Below are 17,974 nucleotides of genomic sequence, written 5' to 3' on the forward strand. Positions count from 1 at the left end.
TTAAAACTAAATTTCATTTAATAATTTTAGTATTTCATCTTTTGTTGCTAAACCTTCTGAAAATGCTGTAGCACTACCTGTTGCCACCCCCATTTTAAAGGCTTCTTTAAAATCATAGTTCTTTAAATATCCTGCTACAAATCCAGCTACCATAGAGTCTCCTGCACCAACTGAATTTTTAACTTCTCCCTTTGGTACCCCACTTCTTATAATTTCTCCAATTTCTGATAAGAAAATTGCTCCATCTCCAGCCATAGATATAAGTACATTTCTTGCCCCCTTATCCTGTAGCTTTTTAGCATATTCAATTATTTCTTCATCAGTTCTTAACTCTACATTAAATATCTCTCCAAGCTCATGATTATTAGGCTTAATTAAGAAAGGTTTAAACTTTAGTACATTTACTAATAGATCTTTTGTAGCATCTACTATAACCTTAATTTCTTTCTTTTCTAGTCTTTCCATAATCTTTTCATATATATCCTCTGGAAGTGACTTAGGTATACTTCCTGCTAAAACTAATATGTCACCATCTTGTAAATTATCTAGCTTCTTATATAAAGAATTTAATGCTTCTTCATTAATGTGTGGCCCTCCACCATTAATTTCACTTTCTTCATTTGATTTAACCTTTATATTTATTCTAGATAACCCTTCATTTAATTTAATAAAATCAGATTTACAACCAAATTCCCATACTCTTCTTTCAATTTCATCACCAGTAAACCCAGCAATAAAACCTAAAGCAGAACTATCATATCCTAAATTTTTTAATACTATAGATACATTAATACCTTTTCCACCTGGATACACATCTTCTTCTTCTGTCCTATTAACTCTCCCCAACTTTAAATCATTAACTTTAACTACATAATCCAGTGAGGGATTAAAAGTCACTGTGTATATCATTTTTATACCTCCAATATTTCTGTATAATCTTTAAATTTATTCTCTCCTATTTCCTTAGTTATTATTTTTGCTCTATTAATTTCTGCAAATGTTATTGGAAATATCTTATTAAACTTGCTGTTATCAACTAATACGTAAGGTGTCTTACTTCTATTTACAGCCTCTTCCTTAACAAGGGCTTCTTTAACATCTGGAGTTGTAAAACCTGCCTCTATACTCACTCCATTGGAACCAAAGAAAGCTTTTGTAAAATTATATTTTTTTAAACTCTTTATAGCTTCTACCCCTATAATAGCTTCTGTTGACAACTTTAATTCTCCCCCTAATATATAAACTGTACATCCTTTTTCAATAAGCTTTTTAGCATGAACAATACCATTTGTAACGTAAGTTGCTTCTTTCTCTTCAATATATTCAGCTAAAATTTCAGTTGTGGTTCCTGCATCAATATACACAAAATCTCCTTTTTCTATTAATGAAGCAGAAAATTTTGCAATACTTATTTTATCTTCTCTATTTAAATCATGCTTGGTTTTGACGTCTTTTTCTTCAGTTGTTAAATTTTTATCAACAACTACTGCTCCACCATGAACCTTATTCAGTTTCCCCAAATTTGCCAAAGCATTCAAATCTCTTCTTATTGTTGATTCAGAGGTATCTAACAAAGCTACTAGTTCGCTAACTGTAACTGCTTTTTTCTCATTTAACATACTTAAAATTCTATGAAATCTTTCTTCCGTTAACATCTACAACACTCCCTTTATTTAAATATTACTATCTGAATATTTCAAAGTCAATCATTTTCATTCATAATCACTCATTTTCTTTCACTCTTATTAAGATATATCCTCTACTTAATTTCACTCTTTCAAATATTTAGAATATTTAAACTCTACATTTTTCTATTGTCTTTCAACATACTTCTATGATATATTCAACTTGTTAAATAATTTACAATCCTGCAATCAAATTATTTAACGTTTACAAAAAGACAATGAGGTGGACTAAATGAACAAAGAACAATGGACAGGCTTCAACGAAGGCCGTTGGGCAAAACACATCGACGTTAGAAACTTCATACAAACTAACTACACTGAATATACAGGTGATGCTAGTTTCCTTGAAGGTGCTACAGAAGAAACAACTAAATTATGGGATGTAGTTTGCGAATTAAGCAAACAAGAAAGAGAAAATGGTGGAATATTAGATGTTGATACAAAGACTATATCTAAAATCAACGCTTACAAACCAGGATATATAAGTGAAGCTTTAGAAAAAATAGTTGGTGTACAAACTGATGCACCACTTAAGAGAGCTGTTATGCCAGAAGGTGGTATAAGAATGGCTGAAAATGCAGCTAAAGCTTATGGATATGAAATAGATCCTTTAATATCTGAAATATTTACAAAATATAGAAAAACTCACAACCAAGGTGTTTTCGATGCTTACACAACAGATATGAGATTAGCTAGAAAAGCTGGTATAGTTACAGGACTTCCAGATGCTTATGGTAGAGGAAGAATCATAGGTGACTATAGAAGAGTTGCTTTATATGGTGTTGATAGACTTATAGAAGATAAGAATGAACAAAAATTAAGCCTTGAAGTAGGAACAATTGATGAAGATGTAATTAGATTAAGAGAAGAAATCTCTGATCAAATAGTTGCACTTAAAGAATTAAAAGAAATGGCTGCTTCATATGGATATGATATATCTAGACCAGCTGCTAACGCTCAAGAAGCTATCCAATGGTTATACTTTGGTTACCTTGCAGCTATAAAACAACAAAATGGTGCTGCAATGTCACTTGGTAGAACTTCTACTTTCTTAGATATATACATAGAAAGAGATTTAAAAAATGGCGTTATAACAGAAAAAGAAGCTCAAGAATTAATGGATCACTTCGTAATGAAGTTAAGATTAGTTAAGTTCTTAAGAACTCCAGAATATAACGATTTATTCTCAGGAGATCCAACTTGGGTAACTGAATCTATAGCTGGTATGGGATTAGACGGAAGATCTTTAGTTACTAAGAACTCATTTAGAGTACTTAATACACTTTATACTTTAGGACCTTCACCAGAACCAAACTTAACAGTTTTATGGTCAACAAGACTTCCTAAAGCATTTAAGGACTTCTGTTCAAAGGTTTCTATTGATACAAGCTCTGTTCAATACGAAAACGATGATTTAATGACTACTTACTGGGGAGATGACTATGCTATAGCTTGTTGTGTATCTGCAATGAAGGTTGGTAAACAAATGCAATTCTTCGGTGCTAGAGTTAACTTAGCTAAGACTCTTCTTTATGCTATAAATGGTGGTAAGGATGAAAAGCTAGGAATGCAAGTTGGACCTAAATTAGCTCCAATAACATCTGAATACTTAGAATATAATGAAGTAATGGATAGATTTGAACAAATGACAGATTGGTTAGCTAACCTTTATGTTAACACATTAAATGTTATCCACTACATGCATGATAAATATTCTTATGAAAGCTTACAAATGGCTTTACACGATAGAGATGTATTTAGAACAATGGCTTGTGGTATAGCAGGACTTTCAGTATGTGCTGACTCACTTTCTGCTATTAAATATGCTAAAGTTAAACCTGTAAGAGATGAAAACGGAATTGCTGTAGACTTCGAAGTTGAAGGTGATTTCCCTAAATACGGAAATGATGATGATAGAGTTGATGATATAGCTGTATACCTTGTTGAAAGCATGATGAATAAGATCAGACAAAACAAGACTTACAGAAATGCATACCACACTCAATCTATCTTAACTATAACTTCAAACGTTGTTTATGGTAAAAAGACAGGAACTACTCCATGTGGTAGAAAGAAGGGAGAACCATTTGCTCCAGGTGCTAACCCAATGCACGGAAGAGATAATTCAGGATCATTAGCATCTTTAAACTCAGTTGCTAAGCTTCCATATGAACATTCTCAAGATGGTATCTCTAACACATTCTCAATCGTGCCAGATGCTTTAGGAAAGACTCCTGAAGATAGAATCAACAACTTAAGCTGCATGATGGATGGATATTTTGGACAAGATGCTCATCACCTAAACGTTAATGTATTTAACAGAGAAACATTAATTGATGCTATGGAACATCCAGAATTATATCCTCAATTAACTATTAGAGTTTCAGGATATGCAGTTAACTTCATCAAGTTAACAAGAGAACAACAACTTGATGTAATAAACAGAACATTCCACGAAAAGATGTAGTTTTATTATAAGAAACAAAAAGCTAGTAAGTAGGTTTATATCTACCTGCTAGCTTTTTATTTAGGCCATAATTCCAAAAAAATACAGCAAGTATACTTTTATATACCTACTGTATTTTTACTTAATTAGCAATTTAAGACACACTTCTATTATACTATCTAACTAACATTTCTGTCTAGCATATAGTTTCAATCATTTAATTTTTTATAAAAAAATTTTATTCATTTTCTTCATGCATCTACAATATTTCTATATAATAATTAAATCAGGAATTATAGTTTTTTATTTACACAAAAGGATATATATTTCTAGTTTACTTTTTTTATATTTGGTTAATATAAGATTGTACAATATTTGTACAATCTTATTAAATTATAAGGAGGAAACAGATATGTCTTCAAACAATAGTGGTAACAGAAACTTAATTCCAGAGGCAAAGAAAGGGCTAAATTCATTAAGAAATGAAGTAGCTTCAAGCTTTGGACTACAAGATTATGAAAATGCTGATAAAGGAAACCTTACTTCTAAACAAAATGGAAGCGTTGGTGGAGAAATGGTTAAAAGAATGGTAGAACAATATGAAAGTGGACTTAAGTAATTAATGTCCTAAAAAATAATTAGTAGAGCATTTCATGCTCTACTAATTATTTTTTTATACAAAGTATAGCGCTATATTTATCTTATTGATTATAATACTATTTATTATCACCAATGCTTAGTTCTGTAAGTGCTGTCTGCCCTTCAACGATTTGTCCTATTGATGCTGAATATATAGCTCTTTGCTCTGAGGCTATATTGGATAATAAATCGGTAAACAAATAACCGGTAACAGTTACATAATCTGCTGTCCATGGTGCTCCAGATGAATTAATTAGTACTGGAGATAATCCACATGGTACATGTGTTTGAATTTCACCACTTGTAACTATGATTCTTATAAGAACCATACTTAATCTAATATTTTTAAAAAGACCAGAGAAATATTTCTCTAGTCTTTTAATTATTATCTTAATTCAAATGATTCACAATCTGTACATTGTGGAACTTTAGGATGTTTTTCATGTGTTCCTACCTTTATTTCATCAAGTGTACAATAACTTTCATCTACTGCATTATACTTACATTCTTGTACTGAACATTTTATTGAACTATTTTTATTCATTTCCATTCCTCCATATAATCAATTTCATAATTATATTAACCTTATATTATAAAAATATTCTTATTTTTTTATAATAAAAATTGGATTTGAAAATGCAAATGGAGCAGTATTTCTAACTCCAACTTCAGTTGATAAAGACTGTCCTTCCTCCTCTTTTCCTTCCACTTCCATCCTAATAAAATCTCCTGGTACTACCCTTACTCTTTCTACCATTTCAAAAGTAGTATCATTAATATCTTTTTCAGAAATCACTTCACCATTTCTTATTAATCTAACTTTAGAAATTCCATCATAATATTCCCCTTTTAAATTAACCTTTATAACTTCTCCCATTGAATTTACTTTATAGTCATCACCCATCATAGCATTATTCACCTTAATCTCTAATGAAGGTCCATTAGTTCCATACATATGCCCCTTCTTTTGTGCTTCAATTATACCTTCTTCAGTAAAACTTTCTGCATATGTTTTTAAGTATACCTTTCCTATATCAACTGGATAATGAGCATCTGTTTCTGCAACTCCATAAAGATGCTTTCCTTCTGTATTTAATTTATCCCATTGAATAAAGGCATCATTATTATATTTATTTTTGGGGCCTCTACATCCATTCCACACTTCAATTCCATTTACCCCATTATAATCAGGGAACTTCCATCCTAACCTACCATCAAAAGGATGAGCAGCATAAATTAAAGTATTATAATTTCCAAGCTCTTTAATCAAATTATCTTTAGATAAAGAACCATAATTCTTATTATCCTTCACATTCATTAAAACTGCATGACCCGAAGATGTAGTATATTCATTTCCTTTTATAATTATTTCTCCATTGCCTTTAGCACTTTTGGATTCCTCATATCCATTACTATTATTATGATCAGTCATTGTCATATAATTTAATCCAACACTTCTCATGGCCCATATGTTTTCTGCTACACTTCCATTCCCATCAGAATAGTTAGAATGAGTATGATTATCTCCCATGAACCATCCCTTACCACTAACTGTAATTCCACCTAGCTTTATATTCTTTATCCCTTTATTAGGTTCCTTAACTTGTACTATAAACCTTGTACCACCACTTTTACATTTTATCTTCCATTGAACATTTCCCTCTTCATTTGGCTCCAAAGTTTCTATTGAAAAGTTATTTTTCCCTAAAGTTTTACTTTCACCATCACAAATTAGCTTCCCCTCTATTTTTCCTTTTTTACTTTCTGTTATATTTTTCACCTTTAAATTAACAATTACTTCATCTCCAGGATTTAATAACTCTCCAGCTTTATCTACACTTCCTTCATATACCATATCATCTTCAGTGGATACTGTAACTGCTTCTATATCTTTTGAAAAGTAAATATAAGCACCCACTCCTATAAGCATTAGTATTAGAGGGAGAATTGCAATAAATAGTTTATAATATTTTTTTCTTCTACTCATTTTACCCTTCCTTTCTCTAATACTATTTTCTTTATTTATTTATAAATTATTCTAATTTCTTTATAATTTCCTAAAGAAAAAAGAAACCGCAAAGCGATTTCTTTTTTACCCTTATAACTTCAATTTATCTTCTTCAAGTTCTATAAAGTTATTTATAAACTCACTAAATACATTTAAGACCTTATCATTTATATCTATTACTGTTACTCTCTTGCTTAGGGAATCATATCTACCTAATGCAATATACACCTTCTCCTCAATATAATAAAACAAATATCCTATTTCTAAATCTTCATAGAATATAATTTCTTTACTATTAATCTTTAAGGATTCAAACAGAAAACTACATTTCTTTGATAATACTCTATGAAATCCCTTACTTTCATTATTATATATGTATCTATTATTGTTTAAATCTAAATATAAGTCATTTTTATGTTTCTTCATACAAGGTATAAAAAGAAAGTTCTTACCATGTAAGAATGCTGCAATATAATCCTTTAATTTATATGTTTCCTTGTCTTCTTCAAGCCTAAATCCAGTTTGATTAAATAACTTTATTATTTCCCCAAAATAACCATTCCACTGAAAATTACAACTTTCCCACTCCATTAATTTTTCCATTAAACTTTTAAAATCTATACTACTATATTTAATATTTGCAAAGGAGCTTTGAATGATTTCACTTTTAAATGCATCTTTTTTCTTATTTTCATTTCCCTCTAATGAAGATGTATTTCCTATTGCTTGTACAAATTCTGCAAGCCTATCTCCAAAACTTGTTGTTATTATTATTTTTAATGTAATCTTATCAAACTTAACAAATTCATTTTTCTCTTTACATTTGTTAACATAACTTTTTGCACAATCTATGCTTTTAAAGGTATATCCATTTTTTATATAATTTCTATATAAAAAATTTTTATTTATGTACTCTTCCTGTAACTTCATATTATATGTGTTACTTTCCTTGTCCTTAATCCCAATTATTAATTCAAATTTATTTTCAAAACACTCATCTAAAGCATACTCCACTGCCTTAATATAAGTTAAGTCTTCTTGCAATATAGATTCATCCATATCATCATAGATTTCATTAATAATATCTTTTTTACATAAGCTTCTTTCATATGATTTACTTACTATTATCATCTTATTTTTAGGAAAAACATAACACTTACCATATTCAACTATATACTCTATACTAACCAAAAAATCCCCCCATTTAACAACCTTGTAAGCAAATTATATAACCACTTCATACTACTAACAACAAGTAAATTATGTAATGGCATTTACTTGACTTTTTGTCAAAAAAAATAGATACTATATAGGGTTAATGGATAATTATAAATGTTAATATATAGCAAAGGAGAATTTTAATGCATACTAAAAAGTACTACTACGATGAACAACTAAGAAAATACTATTTTGAAAAATACTATCAAACTTTTACTAAATGTAAGACTAGTTTAAAGGAATTAAATACTTTAGAACTTTTATCTCTTCAAACTAAACCTACACTTACAGACATAGCTAAAAGATTAGATATTAAAGGATATTCAAAATTAGGTAAAGACGGGTTAGTTAATCTAGTATCTGCTTATATTACTGATAATATAGATAATATACTTTGCGAACTATCTTATAAGGAACTTGATCTGTTAAAGAAATCAGCTAAGGAAGAATTAGTTGAATACTCTTTTTCAATAGATAACTTAAACTTAATTGGAGGACTATCTTCTCTTGGAGTACTATTTAAATTATCTATAAAGGATAATTACTACCTTGTAGTACCAAGTGACATAAAAGAAGGAATAAATTCTTTAACATCTTCTAAAAAATATATTTCTAACCTTAAGGAACGTTCAGAAGGAATTGATCTTATAGATGGATTAATGACTCACTACGGTCTTTTATTAGGTGGAGAATTATATTCCATAATAACTAATAAGGAAAGTAAGGTTTTTAAAGAGGAAAACTTAGATTTTTACTTAAACTATATATTTAGAAGCTATGAAGCTTTTACAGAGGGTAACGCATTAATTCACCCATTCCTTTTCTCACCTGAAGATGTATATGAAGAATTAAGAGTAAGACAAACTATTCAATATAACTTCAGTAATGAAGATTTCTTTGTTTCTTTAGGTAAAGATTTTAAAGCTACTTGGGGTGAAGAAGTTTTAGAACTAAAAAACATTCTTTCTAATACTAAGTTAAAAAAATCTGATATAGACTCATTAATTAGCCAGTTAATATTCTATATTAAAAACGACATGGATACTCAAATAATAGTTGAATTGCTAACTTCTTATAGCTTAGATTTAAGCGATAAGGCTTTAGCCGATTCAATAGTTAACTCCTTCTCTAAGGTCTTTAACAATACACCTATATGGTCTTTAAAAGGCTTAACACCATTAGAATCAACTACTAGACAAAAGACTACTATAATAAAGGATAAAGAACCTGGAAGAAATGAACCTTGCCCTTGTGGAAGCGGAAAGAAATATAAGAAGTGTTGTGGTAGATAACAAGTAAAAATTATAATCTCCTAAATAATAAAAGACTTAGCTCAAAGAAGAGCTAAGTCTTTTTATTAAATTCCTAGTGGAATTCCAAATGTAAAGAATACTATTAATAAGATTGTCCAAGAAACTAAGAATGCTACTGAATATGGGAACATTAACTTAATCATATCTCCTAAAGTATATTCAGGCTTATACTTCTTCATGAACACAAGGATAATACCTGCATATGACATAAGTGGTGATATTACATTAGTTGATGAATCTGCAATTCTATATGCAGCTGATACCATATCAGGAGTTAATGCTCCGTTAACTTGGTATAACATTGGTATAAATATTGGCCCAAGTAACATCCATTTTGAAGTTAATCCACCAACGAATAAATTAATTATAGCAGTAACTATAATGAATCCTATTAATAATAAGATTGGTGAATCAGATAATCCTAATGATTGTAATCCTGTTGCACCTAAATAAGTAATATATGTACCTAGGTTTGAGTAGCTTAATAATGCTAAGAAGTTGTAACAGAAGAATGTTAATACTAATATAGATCCCATTCCACTCATTTGCTTTGACATAGCTTGAACTACATCTATAGCACTATTAAACTTCTTTAATTTCATTCCATATAATAAACCTGGAACAAAGAATACAAATGTAATTATAAGAATTATGTTATCCATAAATGGCTTAACTGTTGCACCCTTATCATCTACATATGTAGCAAGTGGTCCAAAGTAAAGTACTGCTGCAATAGCTAAGGCAATTAATAATCCTAATCCTGCCCATTTTAAAGCTTTATTTTCTTCTTCTTTAACTGTAAAGTCAGCCATATTCATATCTTCAGGAACAATGTATGTTTCTTTTTCTAATCTTGGCTTAATGAACTTAGCAGTAACAAAGTAACCAACAACTGATAATAACACTGTTGAAGCTACTATAAATATGTAGTGCATTGTTGCAGGAGTAATAGCTTGTCCTGCTGCTGTAACAAAAGGTATACCTTGGCTTTCAGCAAATACCTTTGCGTTGTTACCAACGATAACATCTATAGGTGTACCTGGTATTAAGTTAGCACTAAATCCAGCTGATACCCCAGCAAAAGCTGCTGCCATACCTATAAGTGGATTTTTCTTTAATCCAACATATAACATACCAGCTAGTGGTATTAATATTATATATCCTGCATCAGTAGCTATACTACTCATAATTCCTAAGAATACTAAAACTACTGGTAAAAACTTATCTGAAACTTTTAATCCTACTTTTTTAATTAAAACTGATAGTAGACCAGATTCTTCAGCTAGTCCAACTCCAAGCATAACGATTAATATTGTTCCAAGAACTCCTCCACCGTATGCTAACCAGTTATTTAATAATGCATTTCCAAAAATCCATCTAAAGTTCTCAGCTGCAAACATATTCTTAATTTCATAAGATATTGTTCCCCCATCAGCTGCTAATGTTTCGAACTCCATTCCACCCATGAATATACTCGCTATCATAACGATGGCATATAATATCATAAATATAATTACCGGATCCGGTATTTTTTTACCTACTTTTTCTATAAAAGACATTTTTGTTTTATCTTTTTTGCTCATTGGTAGTCCCCCTTTTTCGTCATTTTTTATTTTTTCGATTTAACACGTTAAATTAATTATAAGCATTTTTATAATAATTATCAACAAATATTAAAATTTTTATCATTTTATTAGATATTTAAGCTATTTTTATTCATTTTGTTACTTTTTATAATTTTATTCAACATTTAATTTATAAACTGTAAATTAGTTCCGTATGTATACGTAGATAGTTATTTTGATTGTTCCGTCACAAAGCTCCAAGTCACAGCTTTCCTAGACATTAAAAAAAGGAGCTGCTTTAAATAGCTCCTTTTTTTACTAATTATGTCTTTCTAATAAATTTTCAAATTCTTCTCTAGCTATGGGTTTACTTATAAAGTATCCTTGAATTTTGTCACAGTTTAAAGTCTTAAGCAGTTCTAACTGATCCTGCATCTCCACCCCTTCTGCTATTACATCTAACTCAAGGGTATGGGCAAGCTTTATTAATGTTTCAATTATAGCTACAGTTTTTCTATCATTTTCAATCTTTGATAATAAACTTCTATCTATCTTTATAGTATCAATTGGAAGAATTTTTATATAGCTAAAGGATGAATATCCCACTCCAAAATCGTCTAAAGCAATCATTACTCCTAAATCTTTAATCTCCTTTAATAACTCTACAATTCGTTTTGCATCATCTAAAACTTCATCTTCTGTAATTTCAAGCTTTAATCCATTTGGTTCTAGCCCTACTTCCTCTAATACATTTTTTAATTTATCAATAAATTTATGTTGTTTTAAGAACCTATAAGATGCATTTACTGACACCTGAAAATCCTTAAACCCTTCTTTTCTTTTTTCTTTGCAGAAAATACAAGCTTCTCTTAGAACATAATTATCTATCTCGTAAATATCTCCTGTTCTTTTGGCAATATGAATAAATTTATCAGGAGGCATTTCTTTTCCATCCTTTATCCATCTTACTAAAGCTTCTGCTCCAATTATCTTTTTCTTACTTACGCTATAAATAGGTTGGAAATTAACTACAAATTCTTTATTATCTATAGCCTTTTTTAACAACCCTTCTATTAATATATCTTCTAACATCTCTTCATTAAATACTTCTATAGTATTTCCACCTGAATTTTTGCTCTTATACATAGCAATATCTGCATATCTAATTAATGTTTCTATATCTGTTGTATGATTAGGGAAAGAACTTGCTCCAATACTTGCTTTTAACTCATAATTGAAGTTTTTATACTCAAAGGTCTTATTCAGCTTTCTTAAAATCTTATTGCCTAAATCTTCTGCATCTGTTTTAGAAAGCTCTCCCTTTTTAACTAACAGGAATTCATCTCCCCCTAGTCTTCCTACTTCAATATCTTGTTCTAAATTTTGTAAAGTAAATGCAGCTTGGCATAACACTTCATCTCCACTATTATGTCCTAAGGAATCATTTAAAGACTTAAAGTTATCTAAATCTATAAAGAATATACTAAACACTTCCCCGTCTTCCTTAAGCTGTGCCATGTAATTGTATAAGCTATATCTATTTTGAAGACCAGTTAACACATCATAGTTTCCTAAATATCTCATTTCATCTTCATTTCTTCTATTTTCAGTTATATCTGTAAGCAACATAGCGAAATGATGGTTTTCAATTGGATATACAGCTATTGATGCCCAATTATTATTTCCAAGTGCTATACAATTTTTGCTTAATGTCTCTCCATCTCTTTTACCTGATGATAAAATATCTCTTATAAATTCTTCATCATTAATTTTATCAAAGAAAATTTCTTTAAAAGTCATTCTATATAGATTCTTTTTAGGAATATTTAAAATTCTTGACATGGATGCATTCACATCAAGGAGATTGGCATCAGTAACATTTCCTTCTTCATCCATAATCTCTCCAAAATAAGCGTATCCATTATCTAAGCCCTCTAGAAGCTTACTACTTTTTTCCTCATTCTCCATAAACAAATTATTTGACGTTTCTAAAGCATCAAACATTTCATTTATATCATTAGTTAATTTACTAATTTCATCACTACTATTATCTAACTCAAGCCTCTCTTTCAAATCTTTATGCTCTTTTATCCTGTTTACTCCCTCGCTTATTCTCTCAACTCTTTTTATAACTATATTCTTCATTAGAACTATTAAAATAAAGTTAATAATAAAATTAATAGATATAAAAATAACAGATAAAACAAAAATATTAACTTTCTGACTCTCTTTTACTACTAATGGCTCTGAAACTTTAATATAATAATTCTCTCCATCTACACACTCTATTTTATAGTAAGCATTTACATCACTTTTATTTGTTACTAATTTAATGTCTTCTCCGCTATTTAGCTTGGAATCCTCTACATCTCCAGTAGAGTCTATTTCTTTTAATAATGCAATATTTTTATGCATATCTTTAGAAATTTTTTCTATAACTACATCATCAAAACTATCTATAATCACAACATAATCAGATGAATTGTACTTTTTATTGTATGAAAAAATATATAACCCTTCTTTTCCTGTTATATATCCCTTTTTAATATCCTTTTTTTCTTTTATTATTGTTTTTATCTTATTTAGTAAAATTGAATACTCATTTTTACTTCTAGCACTTATATCATTAGATTCAAACTTATCTTTTTCATTAAGGTTTGAATCTAGAACAACTTTAAAGTCAATATTATCATTTTTAAACTTATTTATAATACCTAATACCTCTAAAGCATTATTTTCATTTAATTTCTCATTATATGTATCAACTGATGACAACAAGCTTGTATAGTCATTTGTTTTTCCTATTACTTTTAAAACTTCACCATTTATCCTATTTATACAGCCAGATGCTATTCCACTTATTCTAGTCACTTCACCGCTATATAAATACTTCGATACAAAGCCCATAGATATCATGTATAAAGTTACTGTAACCAAAGATATAGTCATAAATAATATGACAATTTTTTTTGATAACTTCATATCTTACTCTCCCCTATATGTTTTATAATTAATTCTTTAACATTTGTGCCCTATGTACAATTATATCTTATTGCAAAAAAAAGATAAATATATATTATTTGGTAATACGAAGTATATTTCTCTGTAACTAAAAAAAAAGGTAGATATTACTATCTCCCTTTTTAGCTATTATTCTACTGGCGTAGTAGTTATATTGGTAAATCCGTTTACTATTATATATTTACTTGCACCTACATTTATATATTTTATTTCTACCTTATCACCAACTTTAGTTAAAGCTATTTCTCTTGAAGTTTCTGTTGATACAGAATAAATTTTATCACTATCTTTTAGCTTAAGGTCATAGATGCTAGACCCATCTTTAACAACAAGTCCAATTCTCTCAACTTCACCTTGAATAACCTCTTCTTTATTAGAACCTTCTAGTGAAATATTTGTATTAGTTAATCCCTCTAAATATTTATTTAATGTAGATTGAAGATTATCTCCAACTCCAACTGTATTGTAGTTCTTAACATTAACCATTGCATATTGCTTAACTAAACCATTAGAATCTTTTAATGTTGTAAAGTAAGTTGGTTCTCCTTGAATATTAATTAAATATGGGAATGTAGCTTTATATCCATATTGTTGAACCTTACCTTCTGCAGATCTAATAGCAGCTTCTTCAGTGGCTCCAGCTGTCTTATACATTGTAGTTTTACCAGTTCTTGTATTTGTTAATGTAAATCCAACTAATCCTTCATCATTACCTACAGATGTTATTCCTGTATAATAGAAACACTCATCTTTATTAAATATTAAGTTCATTCCTGTAGTTGTTTTTAACTTATCCTTGTCATTAAAGTTAAATACACCATGAACTAATTCTCCCCACTTATTAATATAGTTATTAATAAATCTTGAAGGTTGAATTCTATCTATCCATTTAGGCATATTATCTATATCATATATCTCAGATTTTCCTGTTTGAGCATCAATAACTAATGCTCCAATAGCCTTTGCTTCTGTAATTCCAATAGCATTATCATATCTAGTAACAACCCAGTATGGCCTTCCAGTATCATCTAATTCAAAAGTAAAGTCTGTATGAGCTGACTTCATATCTCTTAAAAAGGCTGCTCTATGAAGGTCACTTAAAAGATATGATGATTCTAAATATTTAATTTTTAAAGGCTTTCCATCTAGCTCTGTAACCAATTGAACATCATTTTGATTTGTTGCACTTACTTTTATATAACCACTTGTACCTTCCCTATTTGTAATCCACTTAATTAGTGAGGAATGTTCAAGTGGAGCTACATAGTAAAGTTGTCCATCAATACTTTGTAAATGTAATTCTCCAATTGTCACCTGACTTCCAAGAGAAGGAATTTCTCCAAGCTTTTTATCTGCAAGCTTTGCAGCAAGTTCTGTATCTATTGTTGGTAATTGCTTTAAATCAATATGTTCAATTTCATTAGAAAATTCAATTTCATCAACAGTTCCTACTAAATCTCTATGAGCTTTGTAATTTAGTATAGGACTACATAAAAATAAAACTACTGCATACAATATTGCCACAAATATACCAACTATAGGCAACTTTTTCATAGAATGAGTTATGCCATATAATACGGACACTACTACAAAAGGGGCAACTATATAGAATATACTTAAAGATACATCAAGTATTAAATCAGATGCAAAAAACTTTGTTATAGCAACTGCCACATAAGCTAATACTAGCCACTTTAAAAATCCTCCAAAGGATCCCTTCTTTTTAGAACCTCCACCATTACTGAATCCTTTAAAATTTCTCCTAAAGTGAGAAAAAATTTGTCCAAAAATATCTCCGTTAAAATCTCCAAAATTACCTTGTTCCATCATTTCCTCCATAATTTGTGTTATTACTATCTTTTATTGTGATAATTATAGCATAATAAGTTATGGAATACCACATATTTTATAGTTTTTTTGCATTTTCATAAATTAAATTTCTATCTTCATCATTTATTACTCTACTGATTATCTCTGCAACTAATACAATTCCTATAATCTCTACCACAAGCCTTACAATAGTAAACTTAGCTCCTAGTGAAGATACCTCTATAAGCAACATTGGTACCTTACAAGCAGCCCAAGTTCCAGTAAATATCATTACATTTTTTATTGAAGTACCCTTTCTAAGCAACATTGCTCCTATGGGAAATGCTGCATATAATGGTCCTGCTGCAAATGCTCCCATAATAAATGCCAATAAAATCCCTATAAAATTAGAACCATCACCCATATACTTTATCATTTTTTCTTTAGGAACCCATACATCCATAAGGCCTAACAAAATAAATACTGGCGGTACAAGCTTTACTAGCTCCCATATATTTTCTATAGTTCCCTCTATAGCTACTCTTCCAATCTCTCTATTTACTAAATACATTATTATTAAAATAATTAAACATATTATTGAACTTCTGTACCTTTTTAATATCTTCATAATATCACCCCTAATGCTACTGCAACCATAAATGAAATCACTATTCCCAATAGGTTTCTTAATATAGTAGTTTTCAATCCCCAATATTTCTTCTCTAGAGGAATTGTCAAAAATCCTACTAGCATTAATGCAGATATAAATGCTCCAACCTGTGAGACCCCAGCTCCCCTAGATATTAAGGTGGCCCCTAAAGGAAAGGCTATAAAGCCTGCCATCATAGTTATTGAGCCTATAAGTATAGCTATTATTATTCCTAAAACTCCAGAGCCTGGACCAATAACCTTAGCTATCAGCTTTTCATCTATTACACTTAAAGAAATACCAACTACTGCCATAACACAAAGAACTGTTGGTAGTATAGCTTCAAAAGAAGTCCATCCCTTCTTTAATGCTTCTTTTGTTTTATCTTTATCTTTATAAAAAGAAGCTATTGTCAAAATGATAGCTAGAATATAAAGTATTTTTTGCACCATTTTTTTCACCTCTAATAACTTTTATAGAATTATATTATGCTATAAAATTCATATGGTATAATTTTACTTGAGGGATTTTTAAGGGGGCTTTTAAATGATTGAAACAATACATAATGAAAAGGAAGAAAATAAACTATCTAGAGATGATGTAATGTATGGAATAAAAATGGCTATTCCCATATGTATTGGATACATACCTCTTGGAATAGCATCAGGTATTTTATCTCAAAAAGCAGGATTGTCTCCAATTGAAATTGGACTTCTTTCTTTATGCGTATTTGCAGGAAGTGGACAATTTATAACATCATCTATGCTTATAGCTCAGTCTTCAATGTTTTCTATAATATTTACAACTTTTATAGTTAACTTAAGACACATTTTAATGAGTTCAACTCTTTCACAGTACTTTAGTAAATGTAATAAAAAGTTTTTATTGTTTTTTTCTCATGAAATAACAGATGAGACTTTTGCTATTAACTTAATGAAGTTTAAAGAAGGTATATGGAATCCCCATAGGGCTCTGATACTTAATGTAGTTTCTCATTCTACATGGATATTATCTAATATATTAGGTGGAGTTACAGGCTCAATATTTAACTTTAATGATACTATAATTAACTTTGTTTTAACTTCTATGTTCATATGTCTTTTATGTCTTCAACTTAAAAGAGGAATATACATTTTATGTGCTGTTATTTCTGGGTTTACAGCTATTAATCTTTCTTTAATTATGGACAACAACTTATATGTAATTATATCTACCTTGCTATCAGCAACCCTTTGTTACTTTATAGAAAAATTCATTAAACTTAGAAAGGGTGTTGAATATGGAAATTAATACAGCTAATGTGCTTTTACTTATACTAGGAATATCTGTATTTACCTATATTCCTCGTAGTTTACCTATGGTATATCTATCAGGAAAGGAGCTTCCAATGTGGCTTACTGAATGGATGAAGTTTATCCCAGCAGGAATTTTTGCTGCCTTAATATGCCCTGGAATTTTCACTGATAATGGTAAATTAAACTTAAGTTTTTCTAACATAGAACTTATGGCATCTATTATTGTTTTATTAATTTCTCTTAAGAAAAAGTCTTTAGGATTTTCAATTGTAGTAGGAGTCATTACAATAACTATTCTAATGACAATATAAAGGAGCTCAAAAGAG

The 17,974-nt window shown here is 29.5% G+C and carries 15 protein-coding genes and 1 pseudogene; 5 read left to right on the forward strand and 11 right to left on the reverse strand.

Translation table 11 applies throughout. From position 1 onward, the window contains the following. Window positions 1-6: 6 nt before the first annotated feature. A complete protein-coding gene (pfkB, locus tag KIB46_RS04035; protein ID WP_291670930.1) occupies window positions 7-909 on the reverse strand; it encodes a 1-phosphofructokinase in 903 nt (300 codons plus the stop codon). Between the two features lie 2 nt (window positions 910-911). After that, window positions 912-1,655, reverse strand: a complete 744-nt coding sequence (locus tag KIB46_RS04040) for a DeoR/GlpR family DNA-binding transcription regulator (protein WP_156560445.1) — start codon at window positions 1,653-1,655, stop codon at window positions 912-914. Between the two features lie 262 nt (window positions 1,656-1,917). On the opposite strand from KIB46_RS04040, the gene pflB reads away from it, so the two are divergent. Continuing rightward, the gene (gene pflB / locus KIB46_RS04045; RefSeq protein WP_291670931.1) at window positions 1,918-4,152 is read left to right on the forward strand and encodes a formate C-acetyltransferase; all 2,235 of its coding nucleotides are present in this window, start codon (window positions 1,918-1,920) and stop codon (window positions 4,150-4,152) included. Window positions 4,153-4,543: 391 nt separating this feature from the next. Next, window positions 4,544-4,750, forward strand: coding sequence for an alpha/beta-type small acid-soluble spore protein (locus tag KIB46_RS04050; protein ID WP_156560450.1), 207 nt, complete (start codon window positions 4,544-4,546; stop codon window positions 4,748-4,750). A 175-nt stretch (window positions 4,751-4,925) separates the two neighbouring features. On the opposite strand, the pseudogene KIB46_RS04055 reads toward KIB46_RS04050, so the two are convergent. The 4 genes and pseudogenes from KIB46_RS04055 to KIB46_RS04070 form a co-directional block, all read right to left on the reverse strand. Further along, a pseudogene (locus KIB46_RS04055) lies at window positions 4,926-5,099 on the reverse strand (manganese catalase family protein); the annotation flags it as partial. A gap of 56 nt (window positions 5,100-5,155) precedes the next feature. Next, the gene (locus KIB46_RS04060; RefSeq protein ID WP_156560452.1) at window positions 5,156-5,314 is read right to left on the reverse strand and encodes a DUF1540 domain-containing protein; all 159 of its coding nucleotides are present in this window, start codon (window positions 5,312-5,314) and stop codon (window positions 5,156-5,158) included. A gap of 60 nt (window positions 5,315-5,374) precedes the next feature. Further along, window positions 5,375-6,757, reverse strand: coding sequence for a CehA/McbA family metallohydrolase (locus KIB46_RS04065; RefSeq protein ID WP_291670933.1), 1,383 nt, complete (start codon window positions 6,755-6,757; stop codon window positions 5,375-5,377). A 111-nt stretch (window positions 6,758-6,868) separates the two neighbouring features. Beyond that, window positions 6,869-7,969, reverse strand: a complete 1,101-nt coding sequence (locus tag KIB46_RS04070; protein ID WP_291670934.1) for a hypothetical protein — start codon at window positions 7,967-7,969, stop codon at window positions 6,869-6,871. Window positions 7,970-8,139: 170 nt separating this feature from the next. Between KIB46_RS04070 and KIB46_RS04075 the strand changes: the two genes are divergently transcribed. After that, window positions 8,140-9,288 (forward strand): SEC-C metal-binding domain-containing protein, encoded by a 1,149-nt coding sequence (locus KIB46_RS04075; RefSeq protein WP_291670935.1) that lies wholly within the window; start codon window positions 8,140-8,142, stop codon window positions 9,286-9,288. Between the two features lie 65 nt (window positions 9,289-9,353). On the opposite strand, the gene KIB46_RS04080 is transcribed toward KIB46_RS04075, so the two are convergent. The 5 genes from KIB46_RS04080 to KIB46_RS04100 all read right to left on the reverse strand — a co-directional run bounded on the left by KIB46_RS04080 (window position 9,354) and on the right by KIB46_RS04100 (window position 16,805). Next, window positions 9,354-10,892, reverse strand: coding sequence for an AbgT family transporter (locus KIB46_RS04080; protein WP_156560461.1), 1,539 nt, complete (start codon window positions 10,890-10,892; stop codon window positions 9,354-9,356). A 300-nt stretch (window positions 10,893-11,192) separates the two neighbouring features. Continuing rightward, window positions 11,193-13,856 carry an EAL domain-containing protein gene (locus KIB46_RS04085; protein WP_291670936.1) on the reverse strand — a complete coding sequence of 888 codons (2,664 nt, stop codon included), beginning with the start codon at window positions 13,854-13,856 and terminating at the stop codon, window positions 11,193-11,195. Between the two features lie 168 nt (window positions 13,857-14,024). Beyond that, window positions 14,025-15,722, reverse strand: coding sequence for a cell shape-determining protein (locus KIB46_RS04090; protein ID WP_291670937.1), 1,698 nt, complete (start codon window positions 15,720-15,722; stop codon window positions 14,025-14,027). 79 nt (window positions 15,723-15,801) lie between these two features. Beyond that, window positions 15,802-16,332, reverse strand: coding sequence for a permease (locus KIB46_RS04095; RefSeq protein ID WP_291670938.1), 531 nt, complete (start codon window positions 16,330-16,332; stop codon window positions 15,802-15,804). Next, window positions 16,329-16,805, reverse strand: a complete 477-nt coding sequence (locus KIB46_RS04100) for a permease (RefSeq protein ID WP_291670939.1) — start codon at window positions 16,803-16,805, stop codon at window positions 16,329-16,331. The genes KIB46_RS04095 and KIB46_RS04100 overlap by 4 nt, the downstream gene beginning before the upstream one ends. 94 nt (window positions 16,806-16,899) lie before the next feature. Here KIB46_RS04100 and KIB46_RS04105 point away from each other — a divergent pair, with 94 nt between their 5' ends. Both KIB46_RS04105 and KIB46_RS04110 read left to right on the forward strand, forming a co-directional pair. Then, on the forward strand, window positions 16,900-17,643 hold the full coding sequence (locus tag KIB46_RS04105) for an AzlC family ABC transporter permease (RefSeq protein ID WP_291670940.1): 744 nt from the start codon (window positions 16,900-16,902) through the stop codon (window positions 17,641-17,643). Continuing rightward, a complete protein-coding gene (locus tag KIB46_RS04110; RefSeq protein WP_156560471.1) occupies window positions 17,633-17,959 on the forward strand; it encodes an AzlD domain-containing protein in 327 nt (108 codons plus the stop codon). The genes KIB46_RS04105 and KIB46_RS04110 overlap by 11 nt, the downstream gene beginning before the upstream one ends. The last annotated feature ends 15 nt before the right edge of the window (window positions 17,960-17,974 follow it).

Origin of the sequence: Clostridium sp. (genome assembly GCF_018372875.1) — a bacterium.
Taxonomy (GTDB): Bacteria; Bacillota; Clostridia; order Clostridiales; family Clostridiaceae; genus Clostridium.

Excerpts from the sequence above, each read along its gene's own strand:
- pfkB (WP_291670930.1), bottom strand. The coding sequence starts at position 909 with ATGATATACACAGTGACTTTTAATCCCTCACTGGATTATGTAGTTAAA.
- KIB46_RS04040 (WP_156560445.1), bottom strand. The coding sequence starts at position 1,655 with ATGTTAACGGAAGAAAGATTTCATAGAATTTTAAGTATGTTAAATGAG.
- pflB (WP_291670931.1), top strand. The coding sequence starts at position 1,918 with ATGAACAAAGAACAATGGACAGGCTTCAACGAAGGCCGTTGGGCAAAA.
- KIB46_RS04050 (WP_156560450.1), top strand. The coding sequence starts at position 4,544 with ATGTCTTCAAACAATAGTGGTAACAGAAACTTAATTCCAGAGGCAAAG.
- KIB46_RS04060 (WP_156560452.1), bottom strand. The coding sequence starts at position 5,314 with ATGAATAAAAATAGTTCAATAAAATGTTCAGTACAAGAATGTAAGTAT.
- KIB46_RS04065 (WP_291670933.1), bottom strand. The coding sequence starts at position 6,757 with ATGAGTAGAAGAAAAAAATATTATAAACTATTTATTGCAATTCTCCCT.
- KIB46_RS04075 (WP_291670935.1), top strand. The coding sequence starts at position 8,140 with ATGCATACTAAAAAGTACTACTACGATGAACAACTAAGAAAATACTAT.
- KIB46_RS04080 (WP_156560461.1), bottom strand. The coding sequence starts at position 10,892 with ATGAGCAAAAAAGATAAAACAAAAATGTCTTTTATAGAAAAAGTAGGT.
- KIB46_RS04085 (WP_291670936.1), bottom strand. The coding sequence starts at position 13,856 with ATGAAGTTATCAAAAAAAATTGTCATATTATTTATGACTATATCTTTG.
- KIB46_RS04090 (WP_291670937.1), bottom strand. The coding sequence starts at position 15,722 with ATGGAACAAGGTAATTTTGGAGATTTTAACGGAGATATTTTTGGACAA.
- KIB46_RS04095 (WP_291670938.1), bottom strand. The coding sequence starts at position 16,332 with ATGAAGATATTAAAAAGGTACAGAAGTTCAATAATATGTTTAATTATT.
- KIB46_RS04100 (WP_291670939.1), bottom strand. The coding sequence starts at position 16,805 with ATGGTGCAAAAAATACTTTATATTCTAGCTATCATTTTGACAATAGCT.
- KIB46_RS04105 (WP_291670940.1), top strand. The coding sequence starts at position 16,900 with ATGATTGAAACAATACATAATGAAAAGGAAGAAAATAAACTATCTAGA.
- KIB46_RS04110 (WP_156560471.1), top strand. The coding sequence starts at position 17,633 with ATGGAAATTAATACAGCTAATGTGCTTTTACTTATACTAGGAATATCT.